19 protein-coding genes are annotated in these 19,075 nt (G+C 69.2%); 4 read left to right on the top strand and 15 right to left on the bottom strand.

The features are described from left to right. Position 1 precedes the first annotated feature (1 nt). Together OHT61_RS20660 and OHT61_RS20655 are read left to right on the top strand one after the other, a co-directional pair. Complete coding sequence (locus OHT61_RS20660; protein ID WP_329040258.1) at positions 2-583, top strand: hypothetical protein; 582 nt, start codon at positions 2-4, stop codon at positions 581-583. Positions 584-603: 20 nt separating this feature from the next. Beyond that, entirely contained in the window at positions 604-1,047 is a 444-nt protein-coding gene (locus OHT61_RS20655; protein WP_329040256.1) for a DUF3592 domain-containing protein, read from the top strand. An 87-nt stretch (positions 1,048-1,134) separates the two neighbouring features. Here the strand turns inward: OHT61_RS20655 and OHT61_RS20650 are convergent, their stop codons facing one another. From OHT61_RS20650 to OHT61_RS20585, 14 genes are all read right to left on the bottom strand, one after another. Then, positions 1,135-1,791, bottom strand: a complete 657-nt coding sequence (locus tag OHT61_RS20650) for an OmpA family protein (protein WP_329040255.1) — start codon at positions 1,789-1,791, stop codon at positions 1,135-1,137. An 8-nt stretch (positions 1,792-1,799) separates the two neighbouring features. Next, the gene (locus OHT61_RS20645; protein WP_329040254.1) at positions 1,800-2,408 is read right to left on the bottom strand and encodes a hypothetical protein; all 609 of its coding nucleotides are present in this window, start codon (positions 2,406-2,408) and stop codon (positions 1,800-1,802) included. Continuing rightward, entirely contained in the window at positions 2,409-3,044 is a 636-nt protein-coding gene (locus tag OHT61_RS20640; RefSeq protein ID WP_329043341.1) for a pilus assembly protein TadG-related protein, read from the bottom strand. Next, the gene (locus OHT61_RS20635; protein WP_329040253.1) at positions 3,044-3,265 is read right to left on the bottom strand and encodes a hypothetical protein; all 222 of its coding nucleotides are present in this window, start codon (positions 3,263-3,265) and stop codon (positions 3,044-3,046) included. The genes OHT61_RS20640 and OHT61_RS20635 overlap by 1 nt, the downstream gene beginning before the upstream one ends. Positions 3,266-3,507: 242 nt before the next feature. After that, positions 3,508-4,587 (bottom strand): response regulator transcription factor, encoded by a 1,080-nt coding sequence (locus OHT61_RS20630; RefSeq protein WP_329040252.1) that lies wholly within the window; start codon positions 4,585-4,587, stop codon positions 3,508-3,510. A gap of 60 nt (positions 4,588-4,647) precedes the next feature. Next, complete coding sequence (locus tag OHT61_RS20625; RefSeq protein ID WP_329040251.1) at positions 4,648-5,958, bottom strand: sensor histidine kinase; 1,311 nt, start codon at positions 5,956-5,958, stop codon at positions 4,648-4,650. A gap of 10 nt (positions 5,959-5,968) precedes the next feature. Beyond that, positions 5,969-6,856: a DUF5936 domain-containing protein gene (locus OHT61_RS20620; RefSeq protein WP_329040250.1), complete on the bottom strand. Its 888-nt coding sequence runs from the start codon at positions 6,854-6,856 to the stop codon at positions 5,969-5,971. A 13-nt stretch (positions 6,857-6,869) separates the two neighbouring features. Continuing rightward, positions 6,870-7,805, bottom strand: coding sequence for a type II secretion system F family protein (locus OHT61_RS20615; RefSeq protein WP_329040249.1), 936 nt, complete (start codon positions 7,803-7,805; stop codon positions 6,870-6,872). Positions 7,806-7,815: 10 nt separating this feature from the next. After that, a complete protein-coding gene (locus tag OHT61_RS20610) occupies positions 7,816-9,153 on the bottom strand; it encodes a CpaF family protein (protein WP_329040248.1) in 1,338 nt (445 codons plus the stop codon). Between the two features lie 30 nt (positions 9,154-9,183). Further along, a complete protein-coding gene (locus OHT61_RS20605; RefSeq protein ID WP_329040247.1) occupies positions 9,184-9,564 on the bottom strand; it encodes a TadE/TadG family type IV pilus assembly protein in 381 nt (126 codons plus the stop codon). Positions 9,565-9,570: 6 nt separating this feature from the next. Continuing rightward, complete coding sequence (locus tag OHT61_RS20600; protein WP_329040246.1) at positions 9,571-9,990, bottom strand: pilus assembly protein; 420 nt, start codon at positions 9,988-9,990, stop codon at positions 9,571-9,573. Positions 9,991-9,995: 5 nt separating this feature from the next. After that, complete coding sequence (locus OHT61_RS20595; protein ID WP_329040245.1) at positions 9,996-11,264, bottom strand: AAA family ATPase; 1,269 nt, start codon at positions 11,262-11,264, stop codon at positions 9,996-9,998. Positions 11,265-11,271: 7 nt separating this feature from the next. Continuing rightward, a complete protein-coding gene (cpaB, locus tag OHT61_RS20590; protein ID WP_329040244.1) occupies positions 11,272-11,976 on the bottom strand; it encodes a Flp pilus assembly protein CpaB in 705 nt (234 codons plus the stop codon). An 84-nt stretch (positions 11,977-12,060) separates the two neighbouring features. Then, positions 12,061-12,927: a hypothetical protein gene (locus OHT61_RS20585; protein WP_329040243.1), complete on the bottom strand. Its 867-nt coding sequence runs from the start codon at positions 12,925-12,927 to the stop codon at positions 12,061-12,063. Positions 12,928-13,564: 637 nt separating this feature from the next. Here OHT61_RS20585 and OHT61_RS20580 point away from each other — a divergent pair. Then, complete coding sequence (locus tag OHT61_RS20580; protein WP_329040242.1) at positions 13,565-15,295, top strand: chitinase; 1,731 nt, start codon at positions 13,565-13,567, stop codon at positions 15,293-15,295. 100 nt (positions 15,296-15,395) lie between these two features. Here the strand turns inward: OHT61_RS20580 and OHT61_RS20575 are convergent, their stop codons facing one another. Further along, a complete protein-coding gene (locus tag OHT61_RS20575) occupies positions 15,396-16,709 on the bottom strand; it encodes an Nramp family divalent metal transporter (protein ID WP_329040241.1) in 1,314 nt (437 codons plus the stop codon). A 179-nt stretch (positions 16,710-16,888) separates the two neighbouring features. On the opposite strand from OHT61_RS20575, the gene OHT61_RS20570 reads away from it, so the two are divergent. Then, positions 16,889-19,012 (top strand): serine/threonine-protein kinase, encoded by a 2,124-nt coding sequence (locus OHT61_RS20570; protein WP_329040240.1) that lies wholly within the window; start codon positions 16,889-16,891, stop codon positions 19,010-19,012. Positions 19,013-19,075: the final 63 nt, after the last annotated feature.

Raw genomic sequence — 19,075 nt, 5'->3', positions numbered from 1 at the left:
GATGACGTTGACGAAGTCCAAGGCGCTCGGCACGGCCGTGACCGCCGCTCTCGGCCTGACACTGCTCGGCGGATGCGGCGGCATGGACACCGCATCGGTCCCCGACGGCTGGGGGACGCTGGACACCGCGAGCGTGTCCGTCGGCTACCCGGAGGACCAGGGGTACGCCGTCCAGCCCGCCGCCGAACGCGCCGAGGCGAACGCCGCCGTGGCGCTCAAGGAGGAGAAGGGACTGCGCACGGGCATGGTCTCGGTCCAGCTGGACTTCGCGACCGGGGTGGACGACGCCGACGAGGCCGCCGCGGCCGCCGGCGCGGGGATCGGCCTGGGCACGACCCGCAAGGGCACGCGCGACGTACGCCTCGCGGGAGAGGAGAGCGCCCGTGACGCCCGGAGGATCGACTACGAGTTCACGTCGTCCGGGGAGCAGTCCACCCCGGCGAAGGGGACCAGGATGACGGGGGTCGTGGTGGCCGGGGTCGACTCGAAGGACGTACCGTTCGCCATCCGGGTCAACGCGGTGAAGGGCGCCCTGAGCCCCGCCGACCTGGACGCGTTCGTCAAGTCCATCACGGTCAAGTAAACGCCTGCGGAGCCTCGTTCATGGACGTACTGCCCGGTGGCACGGCCACCTTCCTGCTGCTGTTCGGCCTGTTCCTGGGCGCGTTCGCGGTCCGTTCCGGCCTCCGGCTCGCCCGGGTGCTGCGACTGGTCCGCAGCGGCGAACGCGCCGAGGGCCGGTGCGCGCGGCGGCGCGTCGTCGACCGCGGCTCCGACATGGAGAACCGCTACCGCACGGAGTACGTCTTCGCGTTCCGCGCCCCCGACGGACGCGAGGTGGAGTTCACCGACCACGCCCCGGGCCCGTTCGGCTTCGAGGTCGGCGCACCGGTCCGCGTCTCCTACGACCCCGCGGACCCGGCCGGGCGGGCGACGGTGGCGGGGCCGGGCTCCTGGGGCCCGATACTGATGCCGACGGTGTTCGCCGTGGTGCTGGGGCTGTTCGCGCTGGGGCTGCTGGCGGGATTCGTCGCGATGCGGTTCTGAGGGGGCGGTCGGTCGCGGCATCCTGACAGGAACGAGCGGCACCCCGGACCGCCTGGCGGTCGGGGGTGCCGCCCCCGTTCAGGTCCTTCAGCTCTGCGAGCCGCTGGTGCGTGGGAAGGAGACCTCCACGCGCCGGTTCTTCTTGCGGCCCTCTTCGGTGTCATTGCTCGCGATCGGGTACTGCTCACCGTAGCCACGGATCTCGAAGGTGACGCTGGGGATCTTCTGGACGAGAACCCCTTGCACAGCGTTCGCGCGTTGCTTGGACAGAACGTCTCCGTGCGCCGAGGAGCCGAGGTTGTCCGTGAACCCGAAGACGCGCACGTTAGATGCCTTCTGCGCCTCGATCTCGGCAGCGATGGCGTTGATGCGAGCCGTAGCGGCTCCGCTCAGTTTGGCGCTGTCCTTGCCGAACAGCACCTCGGCCTGGAGGGCGAAGGTGATGTCCGCATTGGTGTCCTCACGGCGTTCCTCACCCCCCATGTCCTCCACGATCGACTTGATGTCGAGTACGCGCACGTCGCCGAGCGTCGCCCCGTCGCCGAGCATGAGGCCGGGCGAGTTCGCGTCGACCTCGACCGGCGGTGACGCGCTGGGAACAGCAGTGGGATTGTCATCCGCGGAGACCGGGGTCGCGCCCCAGAGTGCCGAGGTGCCGAGGACGACGGCTGCGGCAGCGGTGAGACCGAGGCGCGAACGAAGCACCCTTCGGGCTGCGGCGGGTGAGTGGGTAGGTGACTTCATGAGCGTCGTCACCCCGAGATCTTGATCGTCGCAGTGGGCATGGTGGGGATCTGGAAGTCGACCTCGGTGGTGGACTGCGGCGGGGACGGGAACTGGGCGAAGAACGGTGTCCCCGCTCCCGGCGTCAAGCCCTCGAACTTGGTGCACAAGCACCGGCCATCCGTGTCCCGGAGAACGAGGTAGCGCTTCTTCCCGGTCTGATCCACCAGCGAGGCCCCGGCCATCGAAGCACCGTTGCCGACTACTTCCTGCTCTGTTCCCTGCCATCCCGGCGCGGTCCAGATCTGCTTGGATCCATTCTTGACCTGCCCTTTGACGGTGACGAATCCTCCGGTCTCCCGCTTGACCGTGTTGACGACGACTTCCACTCCGTCTTTGCCCGTGATCGTGGCCAGCACCTGGGTCTCGTCCTCCTCCGCAGGTGCTGAGGATGGGCTCTTCCCACTTGAGGTGGCGGCCTCCCGGGGCTTGCTCTCGGGCTTGTCGGTGCCTCCATCGCCCCCACAAGCCGTCAGGACGACAGCCATGGCTACGGCGGCGGCTGTGAGGCCGGCCCCCTTGAAGCGAATCCGGGTCATGGCTGCACGCATCGGCGTGATCCTCTCGGTGACGTTCACTTACTTGTCGGCCAGATGGACGGAGAACAGGTCTGCCAGGTCCGGCAGCAGGTCGAGGTGCTCGGGATCGATACCGAAGTCTTCGTCATCACAGACGACTTTGTACGACTTCCGGTCATCCGGCTCGTCCGTGTCGTCGTCCTCGTCAGGGGGACGCGGGCTCGGCGTGGCACGCAGATCCTCTTCAACCCGGCAACGCGGCTCGATGACGGCCCTCGCAGTTGCCGTGGCCTTCTTCGACTCGGTACTGGCGATCACCGAGCTGCCGACCGTCTTGTTGGTCTCCACTGTGACCGTGTATGACACCTCTGGGGAATAGTCCTGATAGCAGGACGTCTTCGTGGCATCGTTCTCCGACGCCAGGCGAGCCGCGGCGGCGCAGGAACCGGAGCCGGCGGACCGTCCGTTCAGCAGGTCACGCCACTCGTCGAGGTCGAACACCCCGGGCCAGCTCCACTCGTCGCGCGCATCCTGCGCGGCAGCGAGCGCAGCCGCGTCGGCCGCCGTCTGAGCCTCGTTCTTCTTCATCGAGGCCTGTCCGACGGCGAAGTAGGCGAACGCAAGGAAGAGCAGGCCCGCCACCACCGCAACATAGATGGGGAAGGCCTGCCCTGCCTCGCGCGCTCTGCCGGTGATCAGCCGCCCGTGATCTTGCCGATCTGCGTGCTGATGGCGGTGGCGATCGCGTTCCCGAAGTTCGTCGTCATGAGCACTCCGATGATCGCCACGACCACCACGATGATGCCCAGGTACTCCACCGCGCCCTGCCCCCGGTCCGCTCGGGCCTTCATGCGCTCGACGGACGTGTTCGCCCAGACCTTGGCGTTGACGGAAGCCTTCAGCATCAGGTTGCTCATGGTGTTCCCCTCCGAGTCCGGCCGGCCGGATGGTGCCGGCCGACGCGTGAGTTCCTGTGGTGCCGCCCCCGTTACCGGCTTCCTCCTGGCCGGTGCCGCTTGCGACATGAGAAACGTACGGCCGGGAACCCCCTCCGATGCAGGGCCCCAGGGCCCAAAGCCGGGCCCAAAGCCCCTCTTGGGCCCGTCGTCGGGCCCTCGGCAGTCCTGGGCGCTCGCGGCCCGGTCGTGCCCTCCCCCGTTCAGCCATGACGGCCCGCCCCCCTCGTCGCAGGTCCCGATCCCGGTGCCGTGCCGAGCCAGCGGGCGATCGCCTCGCTGCGGCTGCTGCTGTGCAGCTTGGTGAAGATCCTGTTGATGTGGTTCTTGACCGTCTTCTCACTGATGAAGCAGGTCGCGGCGATCTGGTGGTTGCTCATGCCCGACGCAATCAGTTCCATGACCTCCGCCTCCCTCGAACTCAACTGGTATTGGGCCCTGTTGGGACCCACCTGTCGCTCCTGTACTCCATCTGACGACGACTGTCCCACAACAGGTTGCAGATGCGAAAGGTTTTCTGGATGCAGGCCGTACCCCGGCCCGGCCGGCCCCGGGTCCACAGGTCCGCTCCGCCCGCTCTGCTCCGCAGGGGACGGATGGCCGGGAGCCACGTACGGAGGGCCGCCTGCCAGAGCACCGCCCAGGCCGTCGGGCAGCTGCGTCGTCCCTGGGGCGGGCCCTTGGCGCATATGGGCGAGGAGGGCGTTCGCGGCGGTGGCGGTGAAGTGGGCACGTCCGCCTCTCGTGTCGCGTACGGCCTGCACCAACTGGTCGGCCGTGAACTCTCCGTGGACCAGATATCCCCCGGCGCCCAGGCGCAGGGCCTCGTGCACGATGTCACTCTCGCGGCTGTAGGTCAGCATCATCACGGGTGCAATCCGCACCAGGTGAGGCAGGGCGGATATGCCGTCCACACCGGGCATCCGGACATCGAGGAGGACCACGTCCGGCCGGTGCCGCACTGCCGCCTCGTATGCCTCGCGGCCGTCCGTGGCCTCGGCGACGACCTGGATGTCCGCACGACCGCTGAGCAGCACTCCGAGACCTGCCCTGACCACCGGGTTGTCGTCCGCGACCACGACGCGCAGCGGGCCGGCGGAGGGAGTCTCCGAACTGCTGGGAAATGGGGGGAGTTCGTCGGGTGTTGTGGGGTGACGGGGAGCCGGGAATCCGGGGGCTGGGTGTTCCGTGCTGTCGGGGCTGCTGTGCGCAGACGTGTGCTGGGAGGCGTGGTTCCGCGCCGACCAGCTCTTTCCCCAAGCGCGTGAGATGTCGTCCGGCATTCTGCGACCTCCTCTCGTGTGGTGGGGTGGTTGGCGTAACGCGTTCTCGCGGGTTTCGATTCAGTTCAGCTGGGGCTCGAAGCCGGAGTGGAGTGCAGCCGTCGGCAGTTCCAGCCGCACCTCGGTCCCCTTGGCCGCCCGGCCCTTTCCGATGCGGATGCGGGCGCCGATCGAGGCCGCCCTCTCGACCATGCCCACGAGCCCGAAGTGTCCGGCGCGCTTCAGGTCGTCGAGCGTGGTGCCGGCGGGCAGCCCTTCGCCGTCGTCGTACACACTCACTCGCAGGACGTCGCCCTTGATGCCTGCGAGCACCACGAGGTAAGTGGGGTGGGCGTGCCGGCGGGCGTTCTCCATCGCCTCGGACGCGACGGTGAGCAGTTGCCGGGCGACCACCTGGGGGACCGGGGGCACCGGGGTGTCCCCAAGGGTTCGGAATACGGTGCTGGTCCCGTTGCGACGCATGAAATCGGCTGCACGCGCTTGTAGTTCCGTGATGATGTCGACCCCTCCGTCGAGGCCTGACTCCCGACGCAGATCGGACAGGAGCTCGCGGGACTCGGCGGCGGCCCGACGCGCGGAGCGCGCCACCAGTTCGGCCTGGTGCTTGACCGTGAGCGGATCCGTCCGGTCGGCGGAGTGGGCCAGACCGTCGGCCGCCAGAGCCAGGCCGTGGAGGGTCTTGGCCACGGAGTCGTGCATGTCGCGCGCCAGTCGGGCGCGCTCCTCCTCCACGGCGACGCTGACCGCGAGCCTCGCTCGGGTTTCGGTCAGCGCGTGGCTCGCCGAGCCGACCCTGAGCATCAGGTTGCGCAGGGCCACGCCCACCGCACCGGCGAGAACGCAGAAGCCGGGCAGCAGGAGAGCGCTGGAAAGCCCCGTCTGGAGCCTGCCCTCGGCGCCGTAGGCTGCGGCGAGGATCAGCCCCTGCAGCACGGCGAACACGCCCGCTGCACGCCAGCCGTAGAGCAGTCCCGCCAGCAGTGGGGTGCAGACGACCGCGTATCCGAGAGTCGACTCCGGGGTCGCGGTGAAGAGGAGCAGGGCACCGAAGAGCGTGTCCGCGCCGAGCAGCAGCGGGTGTCGCACGAGGAGCGGCCCGAAGCGTTCCCAGTCCCGGTACAGGGCGTACGAACCGACGATCGTCACGAGCACCGCCGAGGCGACCAGCCATCCGGCCAGCCCGGGGGCACTGTTGTCGAGTGCCTGTGGTGTGCCGATGGCGATCGTGGCGAGCCGGAAGAGAAACACCTGGCGGGCAAGAGCCGACAACGCGTTGACCTGGATGGAGACCGTGGGCGCCGGTCCTGCCGGAGCGGACAGGGTGGCGTTCGAGGACTCCTCGAAACGGCCCCGCTGCAGGAAGATCGTCATCGGCGGCCGCTCACTCCCCCGTGAGGGATCCGAGATCGGTGTCGGACCCGAGCAGCATGGCGGCACCCATGAGGATCATGGTTGCGGGGATCATGAAGGTGGTGACCATAAGTGTGGCCTTGGGAACGGCCTTGGCCGCCTTGCGTCGTGCGTTCTGCGCGTCGGTGCGCCGCATGTCGTTGGCGATGGCGATGAGGGTGTCGACGATCGGCGCGCCGAGTTCCTCTCCCTGCTGCAGCGCGGTGACGAACATGGCGACCTGCTCGGAGTCATTGCGCTTGCGCAGCTCGTCGAAGGCCTGCCGTCGGCTCACGCCCATGTCCATCTGGCGCAGGGTGATGCGCAACTCGTCGGACCAAGGGCCCTGGTACTTCTCGGCCACCCGGTCGAGAGCCTGCCGGAACCCGAGGCCGGCGGATACGACGACGGCGAGCACGTCGAGGAAGTCGGGGAGCGTACGGTCGATGTCGTCCCGCCGTTTGCGCACCGCTGCCCAGATGCCGACCTCGCCCCAGAACAGGCCGAAGGCGACCATGAAAAGGGCCATGAAGATCTTGCCGCTGCTCAGCATCGCGAACGCCGCGAAGCCGCCGAGGGCGCTGTAGACGGCACGGCGGGCGGCGTACCTGTCGATGGTCAGGCCGCCGGGATTGCCCGCCATGTCGATCTTGCGGCGCTTCTCGTTGACGTTCTTGGGCCCCATGAGACGCAGCACCAGAGGTGCCCAGCGCATACCGAGCCGGTCGATGCCGGAGCCCACCGCGGTGGTGCGGGTGGATCCCACCTCCAGCGCCAGGGCCAGATCGCCGGGAAGTGTGGCCTCGGCTCGGTACATCCGTATGCCCTTGAAGATCCCCAGCACGCTGAGGCCCACGGCGAGTGCGAGCAGCAGTTCCATGTCCGCCCCCTCCTCAGATATCGATCTTGGAAATGCGACGGATGGCGACGAAACCGAGCGCGTACAGACCCAGGGACACGATCACCGCGATCTGGCCCGCGACGGACCCGGTCATCCGGTCGAGCGCTCCGGGCAGAATCGAGTTCACCAGCAGCATCGCGCCGATGCCGATGGCCGGGACTGCGTAGGCCGTGGTGTTGACCTGCGAGAGCTGGGTGCGGACCTCTCGCCGGGTCTCCTTGCGTTCCTCCAGCGTGACGGTGAGGTTGCGCAGGGAGGAGACCACCTGACCGCCTGCCCGGTTGGAGAGGATCAGGGTCGAGACGAGGACGACCAGCTCACGTGAGGGCAGACGCTCGGCGAGTTCGTCGAGTGCGTCGTCGAGGGTGCGGCCGACGGCAAGCTGGTCGGCGACGACCCTCAGTTCCGCGCCCGCGGGTGCCTCCAGCTCGTCCGCAGCCATGGCGATGGACGTGCGCAGGGACAGTCCGGCCTGGGTCGCGTTGGCCAGCACGCGTGAGATCTCCGGCAGCTGACCGATGAAGGCTTCGGTGCGCTTGGTGCGATGCCAGTTGAGGAAGGTGTTGGCACTCCAGACACCGGCGAGCGCGGCCAGTGGCCCGAAGAACGAGGCCAGGACGGAGGCGGCGATGAGCCACACACCGGCGATGCAGCACAGGACGTAGAAGAAGTACTCGCCCGGTGTGATGTCGAGTCCGGTGGCGGCCAGCTTCAGCTCGATCCTCTTGCCGAGTCCCGTCCTGCGCAGCCGGCGGTCGAGCCCTCGGAACCGGCGCTGAGGTCCGAGGTCGATCTGCCCGGTCGAGGAAAGCCGGTCCACGAGCGCCTCGCGCTGGGCCTTGCCCGAACTGTAGGCGTGCTGCCCCATGACTCCCATGACACAGCACAGCAACGTGACACCGATGGTGAGTGGTACGAGGTTGTCCATGTCGGGGTACCTATCTGGCCTCTCGGGTGGCGAGATACTCGTCTGAGGGGGCGACGCCGAAGGCCTGGGGGATCGGCTGTCCGGCCATGTAGAGCCGGTCAGCGATGCGCCGTGGGAGCGGAAGCGCCTGGAACTCGCCGTGGATCACTCCGTCGGTGTCCATCGGGCGTGCGGAGAAGCGGGCCACGGTGACGATCTTGTAGGGGTCCCTGCCGTGCGAGTCGAGCACCGCGATCTCGGTGATCTTCCTGGTGCCGTCGGCGTGCCGGGTGAGCTGGACGATGACGTCGACCGCGCTGTTGATCTGATCATGGAGGGCTTCGAAGGGGATCTTGATCTCCGACATCGAGGCGAGGGTCTGCAGACGCATCAGCGCGTCCTCCGCGCTGTTGGCGTGGACGGTCGCCAGCGATCCGTCGTGACCGGTCGACATCGCCTGGAGCATGTCGAGCGATTCGCCTCCACGGACCTCACCGACGACGATGCGGTCGGGGCGCATACGCAGCGAGTTCCGGACCAGGTCCCTGATGGTGACCTGGCCCTTTCCCTCCACGTTCGCCGGACGGGTCTCGAGCCGGATCACATGGTTCTGCTGAAGCTGGAGTTCGGCCGAGTCCTCGATGGTCACGATGCGCTCGCCGTCCGGAATGAGCCCGGAGAGCGCGTTGAGCAAGGTGGTCTTGCCCGTACCCGTCGCCCCGGACACGATCACGTTCAACTTCGCCTGGACGAGCCCGGCCAGCAGGAGCAGCATCTGCTCGTCCAGAGAACCGAAACCGATCATCTCCCGGAGCGAGAAGGACCTCGGGAATCGACGGATAGTGAGGGTGGCGCCCGTCAGCGAGAGCGGCGGGATGATCACGTTGACACGCTCCCCGCTCGGAAGCCGGGCATCGACCATCGGATTGGCTTCGTCCACACGCCGGTTGACGGTGGAGACGATCCGCTCGATCGTCTGCATGAGCTGCTCGTGGCTGGCGAAACGCATCGGCAGCTGCTCGACCCTGCCCGCTCGCTCCACGAAGATCTGGTCCGGCCCGTTGACCATGATCTCGGTGATGGAGGCATCCTCCAGAAGGGGTTCGAGCACGCCGAGCCCCAGTGCCTCGTCCACCACCCGGCGGATGAGCTGGGAGCGCTCGATCGTGGAGAGGACGGGCCCTTCCCGGCTGATGATGTGGCCCAGGACCCGTTCCAACCGGGCGCGCCGGTCGGCTGCGGCCAGCGAGGACATCTCCGCGAGGTCTATCTCCTCGAGGAGTTTCGCGCGGTAGGTGGCGACCAGGTGGCCGTCCTCCCGTCCCCCTCCGCGCTCCTCGGGGGCGGTGATGCGTGCCCGCAGACTCATGGGTGGTACTCCTCGGATGAAGGGCCGCGCTCAGTCGCGCGGCATGGTGGCGGACTTCTCTACGGTCCGGTCGCCCAGCAGACCCAGGAGCACGTCCGGGATGCCGACCGTGACCTTCACCGTCACCGTGTCGCCTCCCGTCGGCGAAGAGACGACGGCCCTGTCCGCCACCCAGCCGGTCATGGATTCCTTGCCGACCCGCTCGTACGACCCGTAGGTGCCGGCCTGCGACGCCGTACGCGCCGCCGCTCTCGCGCCCGTGCCTGCCTGCTGCGCGGTGTAGGCGATCAGTCCCAGCTGGATGCCCGCCAGTCCGATGATGATGAGGACCGGAAGGAAACCGAGGTATTCGATGGCTGTCGAGCCCCGGTCCCGGCCGGGGGCCGTCCGGGACGCCCGTATCCATGCCATGACAGGTCACTTCCCCTCTGCGGCCGCGCCGGCCTCGGCCTTGACGGGAATGGGAAGGCTGGCGAATCCCGGGAAGAGGACCGGGGCCCTCAGCGTGATGCTGACCTTGACCATGTCGCGTCCCTGGGTACCGCACTCGTCGATCCGGGCGGGCCCTTCCCACGCGTCGGGCAACCGCTCATGGACCGCGGCCCGACAGCGGCTCTGCCGGTCCCAGGCGCCGGCGGCCACCGCCTTGCGCACTCCTTGGTCCGCAGCACCGCTTGCCAGCACGAAGGTGTAGCCCACGAGTACCGCCTGCCAGAGCAGGACCAGGGTGACCAGAATGATCGGCACCATTCCGGTGAATTCGACGATCAGTTGCCCCCGGTCACCTCTCAGCCGTGCCCGTACCGTGCCCCGCGCTCCGGTGGTCCTCGTCCGCATCGCTGTCAGCCTCCCCCGCCCGCCGAGCCGCCCTTGCGCCGACGGCCACCGATCGACCCTCTGTCGCCGCGCAGCACGCTGCCGCGCGGTTCCGTCCCGGGAGGAGCCTTCAGGAGTCCGAGCTCCCCTGCCAGGGCCCACAGGGCCTGTTTCACCGTGGAACGTGCGTCCAATTCGTGCATCCGCCCCGAATCGACCGCTCCCTGCAGCTCCTTGAAGTTCGCCGGCACCGCCGTGCCCGCCATCCGCGTGCCGGTGATCCGCTGGATGAGAGGCGGCTGGATCTCCGTGTTGCGGTTGAAGCGGTTGACGAGCGTGACCGTCTCCTCCGCCTTGCGGATCTGGAGCCGGTCCCACATCCGCACGATGCGCTTCGCACCCCGCACGGCGACCACGTCGGGTGTCGTCACGAGGACCGCGATGTCCGCCATCTCGATGGCGGCGGCGTTGGCACCGTTCATCTGACTCCCGCAGTCGATGACGACGATCCCGTAGCGCGACCGCAGGGCGCTCACGATCTGCCGGGCGGACCGGTCGCTGACCTCCTCCCCTCGTTCGCCCTCACCGGGTGCCAGCAGCAGCGCGAGGCCGGTGGCGTGGGAGAACACCGCATCGGACAGGACCCGGGGTGAGATGTCGGAGATGGCGGCCAGGTCGACGATCGACCGCCGGAACTGCACATCGAGGTAGGAGGCGATGTCTCCCGTCTGGAGGTCCAGGTCGACGAGCGCGGCGGTCTGCCCCGACGCCTGTGCGGCCAGGGCGAGCTGCACGGCGGTCACCGTGGCACCGACACCGCCCTTGGCGCCGGTCACGGTGACGACGGTGCCGCCGGGGCCGGTGAAGACATCGCCACCGGCGCCCAGGTGCCGCCGCACTCCGGTGGACCACTGTCCGGCCGCCTGGACCCGGTTGGCGAGCTCCTCGTAGCTCAGGGGCAGGGTGACCAGACCTCGGGCGCCGGCGTCCATGGCGGCCTGGAAGAGTCCCTGGCTGGCGTCCGCGGTGATCAGGACGACCCCGACCGAGGGAAAGCGCAGAGATACCTCCCGGATCAGTTCCAAGGCGGGCACGGGGCCGATCCGCTCATGGACCAGCACCACCTCGGGCAGCTCCTCGATGGACTCGCCGGCCAGCCTGGCCAGCGTGTCGATGAGCTGCGTCGAGTCGCCGACCGGAGACGCCGGCTCGGCGTCCGGGAGCTGGCTGAGCAGAGTGGTCACGGACCTTGCCGCGTCGGCGTCACCGACGGCAGGGAGGATCCTTGCGGTCATTCGATCCTCACTTGTCCTTGTCGAGCGTGTACGTGCGGTCACCCGGGCGGATCGTGCCGTCGCTGCCCGGTGCGATCAGGGCGAGACGCACGTGCTGGGCGAAGGATTCCGCGTACGCGACGCGCTGCGTGTCGAGTGTGTTCAGGGCAAAAGTGATCGGCACGACCTCGGATGACCTGTTCCTGTTGTCGTCACGCGGTTCGAGAGCGGTCAGCTGGCCGACGTCCAGGACCTTCGCGTTGGAGACGATCACCTTGGACTGGGGCACCTCGCCGTCCCGTTCGCCCGCGAACGTGGCGTAGATGTTCACCTTGTCATTCGCGCGGATCTTTCCGGCGACTCCGGTCGCCGCATCGATCATGATGGCGATCTCCTGCTCACCGGGCCGCAGCTCGGGACTCTTGACCATCATGTCGGACTGCATCAGCGAGCCCTCGCGGAGCTGTGTCACGGCTATCTTGCCGTCGATCTCATCGATGTCCGTGACGGCGTTGTCCGACAGCCAGCGCTTGGGCATGGACACCTTCTCGAACTGCCGTGACGTAAGCGCCGTATACGGTGCGACGTCGGCCTTCAGCCGGTAGGCGTCGACCTCCGGCCCGACCTTCGAGTTGACGTCGCTGATCACCGAGAGCACGCCGGCGAAGGCGCCGAAGGCGCACAGGATCGACAGGAGCAGGAGTATCACGCCGCGGCGCTGGCGGGAGTTCATGGGCCGGACAACCTCGTTCGGATCGGATGCGTGGAGCAGCGGACGGAAAGAGATGCGCTGTGTCTGCGGATCGTGCTGCGGGCGCTAGGAGTTCGGTGGCGCGGGCGCTCCGTGGTTCAGGACACCCGGGGAGTGCATTCGGTTCTCCGGCGGGGCGAGCGGGGAGGAACAGAAGCCGCAGCGGTCGCCGATGAGCTCCATTCCGCACCAGTGGCAGTTTTCCCGGCGTACGGAGGCGACCAGCTGGTAGATCACCGAGATGTCGGGCAGGAAGGAGGCGAATTCCACCATCTTCCCGGTGCCCCACCAGCGCGGTGACACGGCGGGCAGGGGGCACTCGTGGACCGCCTGCACCTTCCACGCGGGAGCGAGGGTCTGCTGGACCCATTCCGATCCCAGTTGCCCTTTGGCGACCAGCAGGTGGGTGGCGAACTCCGGTCCGGCCGGCGGTTCGACGGCCGGACCGATCCTGATCAGCTGCGGGCTGGGACCGGCGAGTACGGCGAACTGGGATCCGGGGACCCAGGATTTCGCGTGGGTCTTGAGGCTCACGGGGACCCTGTCGAGTCTCGCCACCGAGTTGAGCACCGCGCCGGCGTGGATGTAGTGGGCGAGCAGCCGGGCGGCCGACGCCACCACCCCGGGACTGAAGTCGCAGATCGACAACTGGCGCAGCTGGCGCACCAGTACCGCGACCCCGAGGGGTGGCAGGTCCGTCTTGAGCAGGGCGATGCGGTCGCTCTCCAGTACGGAGCGGATGGCGTGGAGTCTGCGTTCGTGGGCGGGGCCGATACCCGTCGGGTAGACCACGACCACGTGGCCGTGCTGCTCCAGGAGCAGGTTCATGTCGCCGATCGCGAGATCGAGGGGCTGGGCCTCGGGAGCCTGCAGCAGGGCCGCTGTCGGTGTCTGCTGATCGGTCGGCGGTAGCACCAGATCAGCACTGGTCACTGCTATTGCGGTCGGCACGCTCTTCCCCGTTCGGCTCCGGCCGTCGTCCAGGTGGACTCCGGCCGCAATCGCTCCTGCTCCGTGCTTCTTCCCCAGCACTTTAGCCACGTCATACCAGGCAGAGAACAGATATCGGAACCCAGTACGAAGTCGTGCGGCACAGGCGTTCGCAACGCCTCCGTGCGAAATCGGACGAAAAGCAGACTCGTTAACTCCTGTACCACTGCGGAGGGTTACGTACGTCCGTCAGGTTTGGATTCAGGATGAATTCATCGGCCCACGTCAGCACGGATCGAAGCCGCGGCTTTCACCGCTTCCGGATATCTGCTCCGTCACGTTCCGGATATCTCCGCCGCCTCACCCGCACGAGTACCCCTCGGTCCGGGAGCCCCGATCACCCGACGGTGGACCGGGCTCGGGAGCCCCGGCCACCCGGCGCCCGCCTCGTGGCCGGTCCGGGCCCGGACCGGCCACGAGGCGGGCGCCGGCCGACGCGAGCCCTCGACGTGACGCGGGCCCTTCCCACAGGCCGGGACGCCAGAGGTCTTGACAACTTGATTGGTCTGGACCAGTTTATCGGCCAACGGTGGCCACCGTTCCCCGCCAGCACTCCCAACTCCCCCACCGGAGGCAGCAAGTGGAACGCTCCGCAGGCAGCAGCAGACACAGAAGGAGCCGGGTCCGGCCCTTCCTCGGCGGTGCGGTCGCCGTCGTCGCGGCAGGGGCGCTTGCCGTCACCGGCCTCACGAGCAGTGCGCAGGCCGCGGACATCAACGTGGCCAAGAACGCCGGATTCGAGTCCGGCCTCGCCAACTGGACCTGTTCCGCCGGCAGCGGCGCCACCGTCTCCTCCCCCGTGCACGGGGGCGCGTCCGCGCTCAGGGCCACCCCGGCCGGTCAGGACAACGCCAAGTGCACGCAGACCGTCGCCGTGAAGCCCAACTCGACGTACGCGTTGAGCTCCTGGGTGCAGGGCGGCTACGCCTACCTCGGGGCGAGCGGCACCGGGACCACGGACGTCTCCACCTGGACGCCCGGATCGGGCAGCTGGACCCAGCTGAAGACCAGCTTCACCACCGGCCCGTCCACGACCTCCGTGACCGTCTACACCCACGGCTGGTACGGCCAGGCCCCCTACTTCGCCGATGACGTGCAGGTCAACGGCCCCGACGGCGGGGGTGGCACCGACCCCGAGCCCTCGGTCCCCGGCACCCCGGCCGGACTGGCCGTGGGAGCCACCACCACCTCGTCCGTCTCCCTGAGCTGGAACGCCGTCTCCGGAGCGACCGGTTACACCGTCTACCGGAACGGCACGAAGGCCACCACGTCCTCCGGCACCTCCGCGACGGTGACGGGGCTGGCCGCCGACACCGCGTACCAGTTCGCCGTCAGTGCCACCAACGCCGCCGGCGAGTCCGCCAAGTCCGCGACGGTCAGCGGCCGTACGGCGAAGACCACCGATCCGGGCGGCCCGACGACCTCGGTGCCCAAGCACGCGGTGACCGGGTACTGGCAGAACTTCAACAACGGCGCCACCGTCCAGAAGCTCAGCGACGTCCCGGCGAACTACGACATCATCGCCGTCTCCTTCGCCGACGCCACGGCGACGCCCGGCGCGGTCACCTTCAACCTGGACTCCGCGGGCCTGAACGGCTACACCGTCGCCCAGTTCAAGGCCGACATCAAGGCCAAGCAGGCGGCCGGCAAGAACGTCATCATCTCCATCGGCGGTGAGCGGGGGACCGTATCGGTCAACAGCGACGCCTCCGCCACCGCGTTCGCCGACTCGGTGTACGCGCTCATCCAGGAGTACGGCTTCAACGGCGTCGACATCGACCTCGAGAACGGCCTCAACTCGACCTACATGACGAAGGCGCTGCGCTCCCTGTCGTCGAAGGCGGGCTCGGGCCTCGTCATCACGATGGCCCCGCAGACCATCGACATGCAGTCGACCTCCGGTGAGTACTTCAAGACGGCACTCAACATCAAGGACATCCTGACCGTCGTCAACATGCAGTACTACAACAGCGGTTCGATGCTCGGCTGCGACGGCAAGGTCTACTCCCAGGGCTCGGTGGACTTCCTCACCGCGCTCGCCTGCATCCAGCTGGAGGGCGGCCTCGCCCCGTCGCAGGTCGGCCTCGGCGTCCCCGCGTCCACCCGCGGCGCGGGCAGCGGCTACGTCGCCCCGTCCATCGTGAACGCCGCCCTGGACTGCCTGGCCAAGGGCACCTCCTGCGGCTCGTTCAAGCCGTCCAGGACCTACCCGGCCCTGCGCGGCGCGATGACCTGGTCCACGAACTGGGACGCCACCGCGGGCAACGCCTGGTCCAACGCGGTCGGCCCGCACGTCCACGGACTGCCGTAACCCTCCCGGCCCACCGGAACCAGCAGCGCCGCCGCTCCCCCGGCGGCGCTGCTGCGTTCCCGGCGCACGGCAGCACCGCCCGGCAGCCGCTCGACCGCTCTCACCAGGGCAGATCGCGCATCTGCTGGACGCACAGCACGACGAACAGCAGCCCGGCCGCGCTCAGCATGCCGTTGCTGAGCCAGCCGTTGCGCCACTCGCGCGGGGTGCGGGAGGAGTTGAGCAGCCACAGCAGGGTGAGGGCCAGGAACGGCATGAAGAAGGCGCCCAGCACGCCGTATCCGATGACCAGTCCGAACGGTTCGTCCAGCCAGAGCAGGCTCATCGGCGGGAAGGTCAGCCACAGCAGGTACGCGCGGAACGGCACGGACCGCTCCTGGCGGCCGACCGTCTCGCTGCCCGCCCTCTCCGCTCCCCCGGTCCCGTCACCGGCGCGGCCCGCGCGCAGCCGCTCCACGAAGTCGGCGAACATGAGGCTCACTCCGTGCCACACCCCGATGAGGGAGGAGAACGAGGTGGCGAAGAAGCCGACCAGGAAGAGCTTGGCGGTCGTCGGTCCGAAGCGGTCCTCCAGTACCACCCCGAGGTCGATCAGCCCCCGGTCGCCCTTCGTGAGGGCGATCTGCGAGGAGTGCAGCAGTTCGGCACCGACGATCAGCATCGCGACGACGAAGACGCCGGTGGTGAGGTAGGCGGCGCGGTTGTCGAGCCGCATGACCTTCATCCAGGAGGAGTTGTCCCAGCCCTTCGCGTTCACCCAGTATCCGTACGCCGCCATCGTGATCGTGCCGCCGACCCCGCCGATCAGCCCGAGCGTGTAGATGAGCGAGCCGTCCGGGAGCACGGGGACAAGCCCGGCGAGGGAGGCCCCCACGTCCGGGACCACCCGGATCGCGACGTAGACCACGACGACGAACATCACGCCGATCAGGACCGTCATGGCCTTCTCGAAGACGGCGTACCGGTTGAACCACACGAAGACCAGCCCGACCAGTCCGGTGAGGATCGCCCAGGTCTTCAGGCCCGGCCCGTCGGGGAAGAGCGCCACGATGGGCAGGGCGCTCGACGACATGGCCGTGGCGCCGTAGACGAAGCCCCAGACGACGACGTACACCGCGAAGTACCCGGTGGTCCAGCCGCCGAGGGTGCGCCAGCCGTCGAAGAGGGTGCGGCCCGTCGCGAGGTGCCAGCGGCCCACCGCCTCGGCGAGTGAGATCTTGACGAGGCAGCCGATGACGGCCGCCCACATGAGGGTGTAGCCGAACTTGCTCCCCGCGATGAGCGTCGCGACCAGGTCGCCGGCCCCCACACCCGTCGCCGCCACGACGATTCCCGGGCCGATGTACTTCCAACTCGATGTGCGTGGACGGGATTCCGACTCCCCGGTCTCTGTGGTTCCGCTTGTCTCCGCCATGCCGGCCAACGAAGCGCAAAGTTCCGCTTCGCACAAGAGGGCACGTCGTACCCCCGCCGGGCCCCCTCCGGTCCGGGACAGCTGTGGACGTTCCGTGACAGGAGATATCGGTGCACTCCCCCCGTCCCCGTGGGACGCTTGTCGCGCTCGACCGTAGGGCGCTGGACGGGGGAAGTGACATGGCAGGGGCGCGAGTTGATCCGCTGGGGAGCGGAGATCCGGCGACGCTCGGCAGATACGAGATGATCGGCAGGCTGGCCTCCGGCGGCATGGGGCGCATCTATCTCGCCCGGAGCGCCGACGGGCAGCTGGCCGCCGTGAAGACGCTGCTCGCCGAGGGGGTCGTCAGCGACGTCGACCGGCGGCGCTTCACCCGCGAGGTCGAGCTCGCGCAGCGCGTCGACAGCGCGTTCACGGCGCGCGTGCGGGAGGCGGACCCGGGCGCGGACAGGCCGTGGATGGCGATCGACTACATCGCCGCGCCCTCCCTGTCGGAACTGGTCCGCACCGCCGGGGTGCTCCCCGCCTCCGCGGTGCGGTGGCTGGCGGCCGGCACGGCCGAGGCGCTGGTCACCCTGCACCGCGAGGGCATCATCCACCGGGACGTGAAGCCGCAGAACATCCTTCTGCCGCTCCCCGGCCCCCGCGTCATCGACTTCGGCATCTCCCACGCCAACGACCTCACCCGTACGAGTCTCACCCTGGGCACCATCGCCTTCACCTCGCCCGAACAGGCGCGCGGGGAGCCCTCCACCGAGGCGTCGGACGTGTACTCGCTCGGGGCGACGCTGTTCCACCTGGCGCTCGGCAGGCCTCCGTACCGTGCGGACAGCGACACCCTCGGTCTGCTGGCGAGGGTGCAGCGGGGCGAGCTCGACCTCGACGGCCTGCCGAAGGAACTGGCGACGCTGATCCGCCCCTGCCTGGCCGCCGATCCGGGGCAGCGGCCCGTCCCGGCCGAGATGCTGGCCCGCTTCCGGCAGTCGCTCGCCGGCCTGCCGGTGTCGCAGGGCGGGAGCCGCTGGCTGCCGCCGCGCTGGACGGCCCTGATCACCGCGTACGAGCGTCAGGGGCAGGACTTCGCGCGGGGCGCCGGCGCCCCGGACGCCTCCCCCTCCGACCTGCCCACGGGCATGGTTCCTCCGCCTCGGGCCACGGTGATGTACACGCAGGAGCGCGAGCGTGCCCGGCGGGAACAGGCGGCCCTGGCGGAGCGGGCCGAGCGGGATCGGGCCCGGGCGGCGCAGGCCGGACAGGAGCGGCAGCGCGAGGAGGAGCGGCAGCGGCAACAGGAGCGGCTGCGGGAGGAGGAGCAGCAGCGGAAAGAGGCACAGGAGCGGGAGAGGGCGCGGGAACAGGAGGAGGCGCGGCGGCGGGAGCGGGAGGCGGCCGAGCAGCGGGCCCGCGAGCGTGCCGGGAGGCAGGCCGCACGGGAGGCGGCCGCACGGCAGCGGGCCGCCCGGTCGCCCGCGGCCCCGGCGGGGGCGCCCCGGCCCGCCACCGCCCGTACGCGCGCCGGAGCCTCGGCCCGGACGCCCGCGCGGTCGCCCGGCCCGTCGCCCGCCGCGCCGAAGAAGTCCTCGTCGTCGACGGTCGTGGTCCTGCTGGTCCTTGCCGTGATCGCCTTCTTCGTCTGGCAGAACACGAAGTCCGACGACGGCTCCTCGGGCAGCGGAGGGGGCGGGACCCACGGGAGCAGCTCGGGCAGTGGTGGCGACACGGTGACCGGTGCGGGCAGTTCCCGGGACGCGCCCCTCTCGGGGCCGACGCCCGGTGCGACACCCGATCCGACGCCGGACGCCGAGGACGCCGTGTTCCGCGCGGTCTCGGCCGGCGACTGCCTCGATGCCCACGACGACGGCTACGGCAGCTGGTCGGCGGACGCCCCGCGGAGCGTGGACTGCGACGCGGCGGACGCCTATCTCCTGGTGACGTCCGCGCAGGGAGGGCTCGCCGTCTCCGCCTGCCCCACCGGCCCCGGCAGGTCCTACTGGCACCACTCCGGTTCACGGCCCGAGTTCGGTACGCGGCTGTGCGTGTCGCGCCGGTTCCGGGTGGGCGAGTGCTTCGTCGCCAAGCGCGACGGGACGGGCATGCGGGACGGGCGGCTGATGACGGTGTGGGGCTGTTCCAAGGACACGGTGCCCGCGGGTTACGACACGATCCTGCGGATCACCGGCCGCTGGCGGGCGGAGCCGAGCTATCCGCCCGGCTACTGCGCGGAGAGCCGGAACGACCGCGCGTACTACTACACGTTCGAGGTCGACGACGGGAAGACGGTGCTCTGCACGAAGCCGGTGTGAGCGGCCCGCCCGGCACGGCTCCCTGCGGCGGCCTCGCGCCGCGGCGGACCGTGGGCGACGCCG

Origin of the sequence: Streptomyces sp. NBC_00178 (assembly GCF_036206005.1) — a bacterium.
In the GTDB taxonomy this organism is placed as follows: domain Bacteria; phylum Actinomycetota; class Actinomycetes; order Streptomycetales; family Streptomycetaceae; genus Streptomyces.
Note: the sequence above shows the minus strand (reverse complement) of the source record. Positions and strands in the feature narration are given on the sequence as shown.